11 protein-coding genes, 6 tRNA genes and 1 pseudogene are annotated in these 13,607 nt (G+C 46.7%); 7 read left to right on the top strand and 11 right to left on the bottom strand.

Annotated features, from left to right (window positions below; translation table 11 throughout):
- The coding region (locus Q0314_RS06210; RefSeq protein WP_298057564.1) for an ATP-binding protein at positions 1-415 on the top strand (415 nt) is incomplete at its 5' end.
- 355 nt (positions 416-770) lie between these two features.
- Here the strand turns inward: Q0314_RS06210 and Q0314_RS06205 are convergent.
- The 9 genes from Q0314_RS06205 to Q0314_RS06165 form a co-directional block, all read right to left on the bottom strand.
- Positions 771-855 (bottom strand) — tRNA-Leu (locus Q0314_RS06205).
- 15 nt (positions 856-870) lie between these two features.
- Positions 871-947 (bottom strand) — tRNA-Arg (locus Q0314_RS06200).
- 12 nt (positions 948-959) lie between these two features.
- Positions 960-1,036, bottom strand: a tRNA-Arg gene (locus Q0314_RS06195).
- Positions 1,037-1,041: 5 nt separating this feature from the next.
- Positions 1,042-1,118, bottom strand: a tRNA-His gene (locus Q0314_RS06190).
- Positions 1,119-1,129: 11 nt separating this feature from the next.
- Positions 1,130-1,207: transfer RNA gene (locus tag Q0314_RS06185), tRNA-Pro, on the bottom strand.
- 108 nt (positions 1,208-1,315) lie between these two features.
- A complete protein-coding gene (locus tag Q0314_RS06180) occupies positions 1,316-2,641 on the bottom strand; it encodes an MATE family efflux transporter (protein ID WP_298057563.1) in 1,326 nt (441 codons plus the stop codon).
- Entirely contained in the window at positions 2,638-3,336 is a 699-nt protein-coding gene (locus Q0314_RS06175; protein WP_298057561.1) for a DNA alkylation repair protein, read from the bottom strand. Before Q0314_RS06175 ends, Q0314_RS06180 begins: the two co-directional genes overlap by 4 nt.
- 100 nt (positions 3,337-3,436) lie before the next feature.
- Entirely contained in the window at positions 3,437-4,174 is a 738-nt protein-coding gene (locus Q0314_RS06170) for a TerC family protein (protein WP_298057560.1), read from the bottom strand.
- Positions 4,175-4,469: 295 nt separating this feature from the next.
- A tRNA-Glu gene (locus tag Q0314_RS06165) sits at positions 4,470-4,544 on the bottom strand.
- Between the two features lie 69 nt (positions 4,545-4,613).
- Here Q0314_RS06165 and Q0314_RS06160 point away from each other — a divergent pair.
- The 6 genes from Q0314_RS06160 to Q0314_RS06135 all read left to right on the top strand — a co-directional run bounded on the left by Q0314_RS06160 (position 4,614) and on the right by Q0314_RS06135 (position 10,931).
- Positions 4,614-5,093, top strand: coding sequence for a hypothetical protein (locus tag Q0314_RS06160; protein WP_298057558.1), 480 nt, complete (start codon positions 4,614-4,616; stop codon positions 5,091-5,093).
- Entirely contained in the window at positions 5,090-5,929 is an 840-nt protein-coding gene (gene nfo, locus Q0314_RS06155) for a deoxyribonuclease IV (RefSeq protein ID WP_298057556.1), read from the top strand. The genes Q0314_RS06160 and nfo overlap by 4 nt, the downstream gene beginning before the upstream one ends.
- Positions 5,930-7,177: an OmpP1/FadL family transporter gene (locus tag Q0314_RS06150; RefSeq protein WP_298057555.1), complete on the top strand. Its 1,248-nt coding sequence runs from the start codon at positions 5,930-5,932 to the stop codon at positions 7,175-7,177. It begins immediately after the preceding gene.
- A gap of 9 nt (positions 7,178-7,186) precedes the next feature.
- A complete protein-coding gene (locus Q0314_RS06145) occupies positions 7,187-8,731 on the top strand; it encodes a fatty acid--CoA ligase (protein WP_298057554.1) in 1,545 nt (514 codons plus the stop codon).
- Positions 8,731-10,458, top strand: coding sequence for an ATP-binding protein (locus Q0314_RS06140; protein ID WP_298057552.1), 1,728 nt, complete (start codon positions 8,731-8,733; stop codon positions 10,456-10,458). The genes Q0314_RS06145 and Q0314_RS06140 overlap by 1 nt, the downstream gene beginning before the upstream one ends.
- A gap of 221 nt (positions 10,459-10,679) precedes the next feature.
- The gene (locus Q0314_RS06135) at positions 10,680-10,931 is read left to right on the top strand and encodes a hypothetical protein (RefSeq protein WP_298057551.1); all 252 of its coding nucleotides are present in this window, start codon (positions 10,680-10,682) and stop codon (positions 10,929-10,931) included.
- A gap of 10 nt (positions 10,932-10,941) precedes the next feature.
- On the opposite strand, the gene Q0314_RS06130 is transcribed toward Q0314_RS06135, so the two are convergent.
- Positions 10,942-12,789 carry a dynamin family protein gene (locus Q0314_RS06130; protein ID WP_298057550.1) on the bottom strand — a complete coding sequence of 616 codons (1,848 nt, stop codon included), beginning with the start codon at positions 12,787-12,789 and terminating at the stop codon, positions 10,942-10,944.
- A pseudogene (locus Q0314_RS06125) lies at positions 12,782-13,607 on the bottom strand (dynamin); the annotation flags it as partial. The pseudogene Q0314_RS06125 and the gene Q0314_RS06130, both read right to left, overlap by 8 nt.

Below are 13,607 nucleotides of genomic sequence, written 5' to 3'. Positions count from 1 at the left end.
GAAAAATAAGCACCGAGTTATAGACATCGTCGATCACTCGGTAGATATGCTTTTATTAAAAGACACGAGCCGCATAGAAGTGCGAGCGGATGCGGAAATAAGTGCGGTTGAGGTTGATTTTGAGCTTTATGCAACCGGAATTAAAAATTTGATCGATAACGCCTTAAAATACTCTAGCGAAAAGGTTGTTGTAAGCATAGATAAAAATACTCTATGTATAAGTAGCGTAGGCGATGAGCTTGATCCGCAAAGGCTTGATTTTAATAGAACTTTTAATAGAAAATTTGAGACGTCAAATTCTGGGTTGGGGCTTGGGCTTTATATCGCAAACCAAATTTTTATAAAACACGGCCATACTTTAAAATACAAACACGAAGATGGTAAAAATAATTTTCTGATTTATTTCATAAATTGATTTTATTTGTGTCATCGCCTCTGGCGAGGAATTAGGAAAATTTTCACTAACATCCACATTTTATAGCTCATCTACTCTATTATCTATATTCGTTTGGCTAAAAATATATAAAATAATAGAAAATATATGTTGCGATCTAAATAAATTTTAGTACAAACAAAAGCAAAAATATAGAAACCATTTTATAAAAAATTAGAAAAATATACTTTTTACATCTTTGTAAAAAAGCGATCAAATAATATAGTAGTTTTTGAAACATTAAACTAGAAACTAAACAGTATGAAGTTTGGGTTACCTATCGGGCTACCTTTTGAAAGCTTAAGTCTTGAAATATCGTATTTTAGGGAGTTTTGGATGGTGCGGATGAAAGGACTTGAACCTTCACGCCGTGGGGCACCAGATCCTAAGTCTGGCGTGTCTGCCAATTTCACCACATCCGCACAACAATAATAAAGTGGTACGCCCATCAGGATTCGAACCTGAGGCCTACGGCTTAGAAGGCCGTTGCTCTATCCAGCTGAGCTATGAGCGCATAAAAACAAAGTGGCGCGCCCGATAGGAGTCGAACCCATAACCTACAGATCCGAAGTCTGTCGCTCTATCCAATTGAGCTACGAGCGCCCAAGTGGGGTGAGTGATGGGAATCGAACCCACGACCCTCAGGACCACAATCTGATGCTCTAACCGACTGAGCTACACTCACCATCTAACAAATGGTCGGGGTGAAAGGATTCGAACCTTCGGCCCTCTGGTCCCAAACCAGATGCGCTAACCAGCCTGCGCTACACCCCGAGGCATTGCGAGTTTAGCCTACTTATTGAAAAGGCGCATTGTAGCCAAAAAAATACGGTATGTCAAGAAAAATAAGCTTAAATTTCAAAATTTGTGAAAATTTTCGCTTCAAGCCGCGCAAACTCGGCTAAGAATAAATTTTGTATAAAAGAAAAAAATTAGCCCGATCAGCCAAACGTTAAAAAACATCGCCTTAAAAATATCTTGCAACTCGCCGTCAAAAATATCCGCAACAATCGAGTAAAGCGCGATTTGCAGCACTATCTGGCGAGTAAAATTTAAAACAAAAACCGCCGCGGGCCTTTTTACGCCTTGAAGCGTCGAGCCGGAGAGATTTATGAGCGCGTAGCCTATAAACGCTAGCGAATTTACCGCAAAATAGCTTTTTGCCGCGTTTACGACCTCGGGCATCTCGTCAAAAAACCCGACCAAAATCCCGCCTAGCCCGAGACAAAAAGTCGCCGCAAAAACGCAGTAAACCGCTAAAAATTTAACCGCATAAGCGTAGCAGCCGCGTACTCTGGCGTATTCGCGCGCGCCGAAGTTTTGCGATACGATACCAAGAACCGCCGACGCGATGCCAGTCGTCGGCAGCATAACGATCTGCTCGATACGTAGCGCTAGCCCGTAGCCTGCGACTGCGTGCGTGCCGTAGCGGCTGATAAAATGCATGAGCACGAGCCCGCCAAGCGACATCGAGAGATAGTTTAGACACGCGGGCAAGGCCTGGGCTAAAATTTTGCTGTAGATGGCAAGTTCAGGCGCAAACGAGCGGAAATTTAAAAAAATTATCATGCCGGTTTTTGCGACCTTAATGCCTAAAAATAACGAACCAAGAAGCTGCACCGAAGCCGTTGCCAGCGCTATCCCTCCGATACCCAGTCCGCAAAAATCCACATAAAAAAAGCAAAAGCCCAAATTTATAAAAAGTCCCGCAAAAAGCCAATTTCGCAGGCTCTTTGTGTCGCCCGCGGCTACCAGCACGCCGTTTAAGGATTTTATGAGTAAGAAAAACGGCGAAGCAAGGAATATTACACGGTTATACGCCATGGCTTCGCGTAAAAACTCCTCGTTCGCGCCTAAAATTTTAAGCAAATGCGGCGTAAAAATAAAGCCCGAAAGTCCCATAAAAACCGCGCAAAGAAATACGAAAAACACGCCTTTTGCGGCGTAAATTTTAGCGAGTTTTTCTTTGCCTCCGCCAAGCGCGTTGCCCACAAGCGCCGTTAGCGCCGAGCCAAAGCCAAGCCCCACGCCCACGACGCTGATGTAGAGCAAAAAACTCATCGAAAAGCCAGCCAGCGCCTGAGTCGAGATGTGCGCGGCAAAAAACACGCCCGTCACGTTGTAAAGCGTATTAAAACTCATCGCGACGCCCGCGGGCGCGGCTAGGCGCAGCACGAGCTTGTTTATGGGCTCTTTTGTGAGATTCACTTGATTTTGAGCTCCAAAAGCGCGTCTTTTACGTCTTTTGGCACGCGGTAGCTGTCGCGGATCTTTGAGATCGTTTTGTTGTGGGTAAATTTACTCAGTCGCCCGCTCTCTAGCAGCTCTCGCCCCGCGCCGTCAAATTTGATAAAAACCTCGGCTAAACACCAAGCAGCGGCCATTTGCACGTAGTAGTGCTCGTCTTTTTCCTCGGCACAAATTTCAAAAAACCGCTCAAGCGGAAGCGCGTTAAAATTACGCATAAAATAAACATAGAAAAATCGCTTTTCGTATTCTAAATTTGAGCCTAGAGCCTGCTTTAGCAGCGCATCTACGTAGCGCGCCTCGGTAAATTTAGGCTCAAAGCCGTCTGTCACCGCCCAGTTTGGCATCGTTTTGATAAACTCGCTCGCTAGCTTAAATTTAGCTTCGTCGTCTTTTACGAGCATTATCAAAAAGCCCTTTAGCATGAACTCCTCGTGAAAAAAGGGCTCGTATTCGGCGATCTGCTTTAGATTTAACCGAGCGAAATTTCGCTTTGCCAGGCGTCTTAGCTCGGGAGTTTTTACACCTAAAATTTCGGGGCTTTTGATGAGTTTTTGCGAAAACGCCGCTAGCTTTTGGCTCCTAAGTCCCTCCAAAATCTCTAAAAATTCGCCTTTTACGTCCACGCTAGCTCCTTTGCTTTTTAAATTTACCACTCAAATTCGTCCCTGCCTAAATTTAACGCCTCAAAAAACAAAGCCGAAGCGTCAAATTTGCCGCCCTGCGCGCCCAAAAGCAAATTTAAAGGCTCAAATTTTACTTTTGAGCCTCTTTTGCGCGTTTTGCCGACTTTTTGCGAGCGTAGATATTGATGAGCTCCACGCCCAGAGAAAACGCCATCGCAAAGTAAACGTAGCCCTTAGGCACGTGCATACCGAGCCCCTCGCCCACTAGCGTAAAGCCGATCAGGATCAAGAACGCAAGCGCGAGAATTTTGATCGTCGGGTTATTATCGACAAAATTTGAAATGCCCTTAGACGCGAACATCATCACGCCCACTGCAAGTATCACTGCTAAAATCATGATCTCGATGTGGTTTGCCATGCCCACTGCGGTGATGACGCTATCGAGCGAAAAGACGATGTCAAGCACGGCGATCTCTGCGATAACGACCCAAAAACTCGCATGCCCTTTGCTCGCCGAGTGCTCCTCGTGCTCGCCGCTGACGCTTGAGTGGATCTCGAGCGTGGACTTACCGATGAGAAAAAGCCCGCCCAAAATCAGTACCAAATCGCGCCCTGTGATCGTAAAATCAAACACGCTAAATAGCGGCTTGGTAAGCTTCATAATCCAAAATAACGAAAGCAGTAGCGCAATCCTCGTTAGCATCGCGAGCGAAAGCCCTAAAATGCGGCCTTTGTCGCGCTGCTCGGGCGGTAGCTTGCCGACTAGGATCGCGATAAATATGATGTTATCGATACCGAGCACGATCTCAAGCCCCGTTAGCGTCACGAGCGACAGCCACGCCTCGGGCGAAAAAATCCAATCGAACATTTTTTTCCTTTTTTATAAATTAGGGCGCGATTATAGCCAAAACGGGTTTAAATTTGATTAAGCAAGCAAGAATGGGCGTTTCGGGATCAAATTTTGCGATTAAATTTGGCTGGCTTTGTTTATTTGGCGGAGATTAAAATTTGACGCAATGAAATTTGGTTTTACAAAATACGGTGCAAACGGTTTTGAGGTTAAATTTTAGAAAATCCGAATTTAAGAAAAATTGTATTTAGATAAAGGGCGTTTAAGCGATAAGCGGATAAAATTAAAATCTTTTGTGAAATTTAAAATGAAGTGGTGACCCCTACGAGACTCGAACTCGTGTTACCGCCGTGAAAGGGCGATGTCCTAACCGCTAGACGAAGGGGCCACAAATTAGCGGAAATGGGATTTTACATTAAAGATAATAAAAAATAGCTTAAACCAAGGATAAAAAATCATGAAAAAATTTTCCAAATTTGCTTTGACTGCGCTCGCTTGCCTTGCATTTAGCGGCTGTGCCGCGCTACAAAGCCAAAAATCATCAGACAAATTTACCGTCACCATCCTCACTCCGCCGCTAAAAATCAACGACGTGGGCTTCCTGCATAAAACCGCAAACCAGCTAAATTTGCAAATTTACAGCTCGGGCGTAAATACGGTAAATCTCAAAATAAACGACAAAATTTGCATGAACGGCGCGTGTTTTGAGAAAAAAGAATTTAACAAAAAGTTCTTTTTGGAGGAGAGATACGACGACTTTTTCGCGGAAATTTTGGAGCGCAAACCGCTGTATGACGGCATAAATGTAATGACAAATTCGTGCGGTTTTATACAAGATATAAGTAAATATTCAATAAAATACGAAGTTTGCGGTAAAAATATCAGCTTTTTCGACGCTAAAAACCGCATAAAAATCATCATAAAAGAGCTTCAATGAAATTTATCGGCGCGCACGTCAGCATCGCGGGCGGCGTAGAAAACGCTCCGCTAAATGCGGCAAACATCGGCGCAAACGCCTTTGCGATGTTCGTCAAAAACCAGCGCCAATGGGAGGCCAAGCCGCTTTCCCAGGAAAATATCTCCAAATTTAAACAAAATTTAAAAGCAGCCGGCATCGAGCCCAGGCACGTTTTGCCCCACAACGGCTACCTTATAAATTTAGGCCATCCGAGCGCCGAGCAAAGACAAAAGTCCATTAACGCATTTTTAGACGAAATTTACCGCGTAGAGGCGCTAGGTCTAGTGATGATAAATTTTCACCCAGGCTCGTATCTAAACGAAATTTCGCCCGAAATTTGCCTCGAAAATATCGCAAACTCGGTAAATTTCCTGTTAGAAAATAGCCAAAACGTAAAGCTAGTCATAGAAAATACCGCGGGTCAGGGCTCAAATTTGGGCTTTAAATTTGAACACCTAGCCCATATCATCAAACGCTGCATCGACAAAAACAGGATCGGCGTGTGCCTAGACACCTGTCATACATTTGCCGCAGGATACGACATCAGAGACGACTACGAGCGTGTGATGAGCGAATTTGACGAGATAGTCGGACGCGATATGCTGTGCGGCATGCATCTAAACGATACGAAATTTGACCTAGCCAGCAAAAAGGACCGCCACGAGAGCCTGGGCAAAGGCTTTTTGGGCTTAAAGACATTTGAAAATATCATAAACGACCCCCGCACGGACGATATCCCGCTAGTTTTAGAGACGATCGACGAGAGCATCTGGGTGGACGAGATAAAAATTTTAAGAAACTTTAAAGGAGCATAAATGAGAAAATATATCGGCGTTTGCCTAGCGGCTTGCTGCTGTCTAAATGCGGCGGGCTTTAAAATCCCCGAGCAAAGCGGCGATAGTATCGCGCTTTTAAACTCAAACGTCGCGACGAGCTTCGGTCCCGACGCAGCCTATAATAACCCGGCAAATATGATATTTTTAGACGGCGGACACTACCTAGAGAGCTCGCTAACCTACCTGCGCATGTCGAAGACGAAGTATAGGCACTATAACGGCAACAAACTCACCTCCAAAAGAGCGAACGCGCTCGTACCTACGTTTCACTTCGTGACGCCGCAGTTTGACGACTGGCGCTTTGGCCTATCAGTCGTCGTGCCTGCGGGAATGTCGATGAGATGGGACGAGAATTTGCCTAAAGCTACTTCTAAAAAATTCGACCTAAAAGTGATCGAGGTAAATCCTAGCGTCGCCTACGCGCTAACCGACAACATCGCGTTAGGCTTTGGCCTGCGCGCCGTTTACGCTAGAGGAGAGGCCGTGCAGGAGGTCTCAGGCGCCCTACCCGCCTCGCAGGATATCAAAGGCGACCGCATAAATTTCGGCTACAACGCGGCAATCACCTATAAACCTACTTCAAATTTGAGCCTAGCGGCCACCTACCGCTCAAAAGTAAATATGAATCTAAAAGGCGACACCGACATCAGCGCACCGGCGCACCCGAGGGGAGCGTTTCCGAGCGGCTCTTATAGCGGCAGCGCAAAGCTATCCGTACCGCTGCCTGCGAGCTTAAATTTAGCCCTATCGTACAAAATCGTAAACACCACGCTGCTATTTGACTTTGAGCGAACGTATTGGTCGGCGTGGAAAGAGCTTGACTTCAACTACCCTGGTGCCTCGGCCGCACACTACCGCAATCCGTTTTTTGCGGCATTTGACGCATCTAAAAAGCGTGACTGGAAGGACAGCAACGCCTACCGTATCGGCGTAGCGCACGACGCGACGGATAAGCTCCGCCTGATGGGCGCGGTTACGTTTGACGAGGCCGCCTCTAGAGCCGATACTACGGGCTTTGACCTGCCAGATACCAAAGCCGTCATCTATGCAGCGGGCTTTAACTACAAATTTACAGGCGCTTTGGAGCTAGGAGCTAGCTACTTCTACCAAGACAGAAAAGCGCGCGACGTGAACTACTACTCAAACGCGTCGGGACTCTATCCAAACGGCAAATTTGAACGCGGCAACGCTCAGGCGATAAATTTGAACGTAAAATATAAATTTTAAGGCCCAGTCATGAACTACCCTTACGAAAATTTCGAGGATATGCTAAACGCCGCGGTCGATAAAAACGGCGGCGGTATCGCGATCTATACGGAAACTAGCAAGATCAGCTACAATCAGCTACGCACAAACGCCTTTACGCTGGCTGCGTTTTTGCAAGGTATGGGCATAAAAAAAGGCGACCGAGTCGCGATGATAGTAAACAACTCGCCCGAGTTTATCGCTAGCTACTTTGCCATCACTCTGCTTGGCGCGATCGCAGTGCCGATAAATACCTTCTTAAAATACGAAGAATTCGAATACATCATAAACGACTGCGGGGCGAAATTTCTCTTTGCTTCGGTCGAACTCGCAAAAGAGATAAAAGGACTAGATAGCAAAACTGCGATCAAAAAGATCGTCTGGATTGGCGATAGGGCCGAATTTGACGGAAACAATATCGCCTACGCGCACGCGCTAAACTGCCGTATAGAGCTAAATTTGACCGACCAGCCAAAGATCGACGACCTAGCCCACATCATCTACACATCAGGCACCACGGGCAAGCCAAAAGGCGCGATGATCAGCTACCGCAACCTCATCTCAAACGTCCAGGGCGCGCACGAGGTCTTTCACGTACGCACGAAAGATAGATTTGCCGTGTTTTTGCCGATGTTTCACAGCTTTACTCTCACGGCGATGGTGCTGCTACCGATATTTTCGGCGTGTTCGCTTATTTTGGTAAAGTCCATTTTCCCGTTTTCAAACGTCCTAAAACAGGTCCTGCTCAAGCGCGCGACCGTATTTTTAGGCGTGCCGGCGATCTATACGGCTATCGGCAAGGCCAAAATCCCGTGGTATTTTCGCTGGTTTAACTGCATTAGGATTTTCATCAGCGGCGGAGCGCCTTTGGCCGAGCAGACTATTACCGATTTTCGCGTTAAATTTCCGCGCGCGGTGCTGATAGAGGGCTACGGCCTTAGCGAATGCTCGCCTATCGTATCGGCAAACACGCTGCAAAAACAAAAAATCTCAAGCGTCGGCTTGCCGCTGCCGGGCTACGAAGTAAAATGCATAAACGACGAGATGATGGAGCTATCCGCAGGCGAGGTCGGCGAGCTAATCGTAAAAGGCGACTGCGTGATGCAGGGCTACCTAAATATGCCAGACGCCACCGACGAAACGATCGTAAACGGCTGGCTGCGCACGGGCGACCTCGTTAAGATCGACGAGGAGGGCTATATCTTTATCGTCGACCGCAAAAAAGACCTCATCATCTCAAAGGGCATCAACATCTACCCGCGCGAGATCGAGGAGGTGCTCTTTAAGCTACCCGAAGTCGAAGCCGCCGCCGTTATCGGCGTCAGAGACGAGCACGCGGACGAGGAGGTCACGGCGTTTATCCAGTTTAAAGAAAATATGAGCCTAGACGAAAAAGATATCCGCGCGCATCTAAAAAAACACTTGGCGAATTTTAAAATTCCAAAGACGATTTATTTTAAAGACGAACTGCCTAAAAATGCGACGGGCAAGGTGCTCAAACGCGTTTTAAAGGATCAGATAAGGGGTGAAATTTAGTGCGGTTTTTGATAGAGTTTATCGGCGGCGAGCAAAATTCTAAAATTTCCTCGCTCATAAAATGCAGCGAAAACGAGGCGAAAATTTTACGCCACCTGAGCAAAAACTACGTCGAGGGCACTCCGCAAAGTAGCGCCTACGACGTGCTTTGCGCGGTTTTTGGTAGCGAGGAGTATAAATTTTTAGCAGGCCTTGCAGATGTAAAAAACCTGCTAGAAAGCGGCTGGATCGTGCAGGGCTTTTCTATATTTAAAAACCCTAACGCAGACGGTGCGGGCTCAAATTTACTAGGCCTGCTTCACAGCGAGATCTCGCTCTCGCCGCTTTTTCTAAAAATTTTAGAAGAGGGCGAATTTGGACTTACGTTGCCCGCAGTCGCGCCCTACGCCGATCATCTTGATTATCTAAAAGATCAGTTTTTACGCGTGGAGCTTTACGGCAAGCTCTCGTTTTTTAGCAAAAACGTCTCAAGCGACGCCAAAAGCCGCCTCGAAAAAGACGTGAAAGAGCTAGAAGCCATCATCGAAAAACGGCTAAATTTAAGCAAAATTTCGATTTCCGTCGAGCAAATTTTCAAAGATAACGCGCTAAACGACAAAGAGCAGCTGATTTTCCTCGCGCTTTTAAAGGAAGAATACGTCGGCGAAACGGACGCAAACCGCGATCTAAACGCGCTTGTGGGGATTTTAAGCGCGGATGAATTTGAACGCATAAAAAACCGCGCTCTACTGGACGAGGGCTCAAAACTAATCGAAAACGGCCTCATCGACTACGACGAGTCGCTAAACGCTTACGGCGGCTTTAGCAGGACATTTTACATAACAGACGAAATTTTACAAAGCGTAATGCACCCAAAAACCGAGAGCAAAAGCAAAAAACTAGCGCTAGAAACTCTCGTAAAAGAGCAGGAAATCTTTGAGCTCATCGAGCCATCGACCGACATAAACGACGTCGTGCTGGACGTCAAGGTAAAAGAGCTGCTGGACGCGATCTTAAAGCAAGTAGATCGCCGCGTGCTGGCGCGCCTATCTAGCTGGGGCATCAAGTCGCGCAAAAACGTGGATGCCAAAATCATCTTTTACGGACCGCCGGGTACGGGCAAAACCATGAGCGCGCTAAGCCTCGCAAAGAGCCTAAAAAAGCAGGTTCTTAGCTTTGATTGCTCTAAAATTTTGAGCAAATACGTCGGCGAAAGCGAGCAAAACGTGCGTAAAATTTTCGACACCTACAAAGAAATCTGCGCCAAAAGCAAGAGCGAGCCCGTGCTACTGCTAAACGAAGCCGATCAGTTTCTAAGCACGCGCGTCGAGGGCGGCAGTGGGGCGGACAAGATGCACAACCAAATGCAAAATATATTTTTGGAGCAAATCGAGCGCTTTGAGGGCGTGCTCATCGCCACGACGAACTTCTTGCAAAGCCTAGATATCGCGTTTTCTCGCAGGTTTGATTATAAGATCGAGTTTAAAAAGCCCGACCTCGCCGCTCGTCTTGCGATCTGGCGCAAAGTGCTGCCCGAAAATGCGAGCTTTGAAGAAAATTTCGACGTCAAACAGCTGGCTAAATTTGAGCTAAGCGGCGCGCAAATCATGCTAGCACTTAAAAATACGGCTCTAAAAGTCGCCGTGCGCGAGGACGGGATATTTACGATCGGCGACTTTGAAAGCGAGATCAAGCGCGAGATGAGCTCAAATTTCGGCGAGGATAAGAAAGTCGGGTTTGACGGGTAAATTTGGCTAAATTTGGAGTGCAGCGGATTAAATTTAGTTAAATTTAGCCTAACGTTTTTGTTAAATTTGACTGCGCTTGCTCTAAAATTGAGTTACACGCTCGGCTTTATCGCGCATTCTTGCAAATTTAAGCGTTAAATTTGCAGCTCGGCTAGCGAAAATTTGGCAAGCGATTTAATTTATGCAACCCTAGCTACTCAAATTTGAAAAGGTTATCAAGCATGAGTGATTTTTTACTACGCCAAGTCAAGCTATTTTTAGGTATCGCAGCCGTTTGTGCTCCGCTATGCACGGTCATCTACTTCATATCAAAAGAGTATTTCGACGAAATTTTAGTCGGCATTTTCATCACGTATATTTTCCTGCTCGTTATTTTCGTTTTTAAATTCATCAAGCTACTTTTAGGCTTCAAGGACGAGAACAAAAAGCCCGTTTGGGAGCAAATTTTAACTTGGCTTTCAAATATAGTTTAGATCGACGCGCTTAAACGAGATCTTGCTCACCAAACCTCTCGCCCGCTTTTAAAATTTCATCCCTTAGCTTCTCGTGTCCTGCAGATAGAGCTGCGATCTTAGCTAGTTTTTCGCTCTTTATCTGCGCAAATTCGCTCTTTAGAGCCGATAAAATTTTATTTAAAAATGACGCATTACCTAGCATTTCGTTTTCAAATTCGTATAAATTTAGCGACGTCAAAACGCGGTCTTGCACCTCGTCAAAGCTTGGGATAAACAGAGCAAAGCCGTTTTGCTCGTGTGCGCGCATCGAGCCCGCGATTTTTTCTTTTAGAAAATACACGGCGATTTTAACGGCGTTTTCGTAGTTTGCGGCGACTTTGAGGTTTAGCTTTTCAAAAAACAGCGCCGTCTTTTGCAGTCCTTTAAATTTCGCCGTCTCATAGTCTCGCAAAAACGTCCTATACACCTGCCCCGCATACGTCCTAACGTCGGCAAACACGGTATCAGAGTGCGTTTCGTCCTCTTTTTGGGCATTTTCAAATTCGGATTTATAAATCATAAATTCGCACTCTAGCCGAGCGTAAATTTCATCCAGTGCCGCGCCGATCTCCTCTTGTAGCGCGCTTAAGCCGCGCTTATACGTCCTAAAAAATTTGGCGAATTTTACGTCGTTGTAGATGAGTTTTGAAAACACCTCGTCGCTGTCAAAATCAACCGCCTCATACGAGCTAGCTTCAAAATACTCGCCCTTTAGCAGCGTTTTTCGAGGCGCGTATTTATACTTTTTCACGCTTTTTAGACTGGCTAATATTTCGTCTGCAACGAGCTTTGCGACGTGTTTTAGCTCGTTAAAGGCTAGCTCGATTTTCGGTTTAAAATTTTCTTGCACGGCTTTTAAATTTGACTCCAGCTCGGCGTCAAATTTAGCGATTATATCGCCCGCTTTTTCGTAAATTTTAGCGATCTTTTCGTGTTGTTCGGCATTTACGGCAACCAGCCTAGCGCACTTTTCGCGCACGAATTTTTCTTTTATCTCTTCGCCGCCAAAAAGCTCGCGGATAGCGCTTATCACTTCGCTAAAATTTGACTCCGCCAAAAGCACCGCGTCGCCGTTTGCCTGCGCCGTTACGGCCTGCTTCGCAGAAACCGCGATGATGCGCCCAAAAAATCTCCCGTATGTCGTTTGTGCGTGATTTTTTAGCCGCTCAAGCTCGTCCTTGCTTAGCTTATCTTTTTGATTTAGCAAGCAGATCGCCGTTTTACCCCCGTCAGCTAAAAACTCCTCGATCTGCGCGGCTTCGCTAGCGCGCGCGGCGTTATCGGCGAGGCTTAGCCAGATGACGCCCGCGACGTCTTTTAGCACCTCGTGCGTGACGGCGGTGTCGGCCTTTGAGAGCGAGTTTAGCCCCGGCGTATCGACGAAATTTACCAGCTTTAAAATCTCAGAGGGCGCGTAAACGCAAAGCCTGCTAACATCATCGCCAAACACGCGCTGATCGACGAATCGCCCTATCTCCTCGACGCCCAGATACAGCTCTCTGCCGTTTTCGTAAAGCACGCTAAGACCGGGCGCGGCGCCGTATCTGATAAAGGTCGGCTTGGATGTCACCGGAGTTAGGCCCGAGGGCAAGATTTCGCTACCCAAAAGCGCGTTTAAAAACGTAGATTTGCCACTAGAAAACTGTCCAACTATAGCGACTGTAAGCGGGCTAGATAAAAATAGATCGAGTTTATTTAGCTCGCGCTCTAGCTCGATGCTAGGGTGAAATTTGGGCTCGGTTAGCTCGTTTTGCAGCCGCTTAAATCGCCCGTGAAAATCGTCCGAAAATATCTTAAAATACCGCGTTTTATACGCGTTTATAAACTCCTCAAACACTTTGCAGCTCCAAATTTATAGCATTTATCGCCTCGCTTTGCGAGTTTAGTCGCTCTAGCTCCCGCGAGCTCGCTCCGCTAGTTTGCGCCAGCTGGGCAAGCTCGTTTTTTAGGGCTTCTTCGCTGATTGCGAGCGCCTTTTCTTGCTCTTTTAGCGCGGCTTCGATCTGCTTTTTAAACTCGCTTTTTTCAAATTCGCTAAGCTCGAAAACGAAATTTTTTATCCGCTGGGCGCCCAAAAACTCCTCCGCGGCTAATTTGGCAGCCTCGGATACGCCTTGCGCGCCCGAGTTTGCCGCGCCAGCTACCGCGTCCGCGACCTCTATGCACTCTAAATTTATCCCTTTTGATTGCAGATAGTCGTTTATGCTAAAGACCTCGATAGCAGCCGTTTTGCCCTCAAATTCGCCAAATTTTAGCGCGATATTTTGTGCGCACACGTCGATTTGCCGCACGATTTCGTTGCGGTTTTGACGCATCAGGACGACTACGCCGTCTTTTATCGTAGTTTGCGCGATACGCGAGAGGCGCTGCGGGTCGATCTTTTGTTTTTTGGCGGCCGCATAGTTTACGTCGTCTGCGACGCGCTGCTTTAGCGTTTGCGCCAAAGACCTTAGCCCAAGCTCGTAGCTAGCCGCAGTTTTAGCCGTATCTAGGCGCTCTAGCTCCTCTTTTACTGCGCCCCTCACGTCCTCCAGGCGACTAGCTAGCGCAGCTTTTTGCTCGTTTAGCTCGGCGAGCTTTTGCGACAAGCTCAAATTTGAGCCCGTTAGCTTTAAAATATCGCTTTGCGTATCCGCCGCAAACTGCACGCAGACG

Source organism: uncultured Campylobacter sp., from assembly GCF_938040115.1.
Lineage (GTDB): Bacteria > Campylobacterota > Campylobacteria > Campylobacterales > Campylobacteraceae > Campylobacter_A.
The sequence above is the reverse complement of the archived record's forward strand: the minus strand, read 5'-3'. Positions and strand labels throughout refer to the sequence as shown.

Bases quoted from the DNA above. Each gene is read 5' to 3' on its own strand.
- Q0314_RS06170 (WP_298057560.1), bottom strand. From the start codon at position 4,174: ATGTTCGATTGGATTTTTTCGCCCGAGGCGTGGCTGTCGCTCGTGACG.
- Q0314_RS06135 (WP_298057551.1), top strand. From the start codon at position 10,680: ATGAGTGATTTTTTACTACGCCAAGTCAAGCTATTTTTAGGTATCGCA.
- nfo (WP_298057556.1), top strand. From the start codon at position 5,090: ATGAAATTTATCGGCGCGCACGTCAGCATCGCGGGCGGCGTAGAAAAC.
- Q0314_RS06145 (WP_298057554.1), top strand. From the start codon at position 7,187: ATGAACTACCCTTACGAAAATTTCGAGGATATGCTAAACGCCGCGGTC.
- Q0314_RS06160 (WP_298057558.1), top strand. From the start codon at position 4,614: ATGAAAAAATTTTCCAAATTTGCTTTGACTGCGCTCGCTTGCCTTGCA.
- Q0314_RS06150 (WP_298057555.1), top strand. From the start codon at position 5,930: ATGAGAAAATATATCGGCGTTTGCCTAGCGGCTTGCTGCTGTCTAAAT.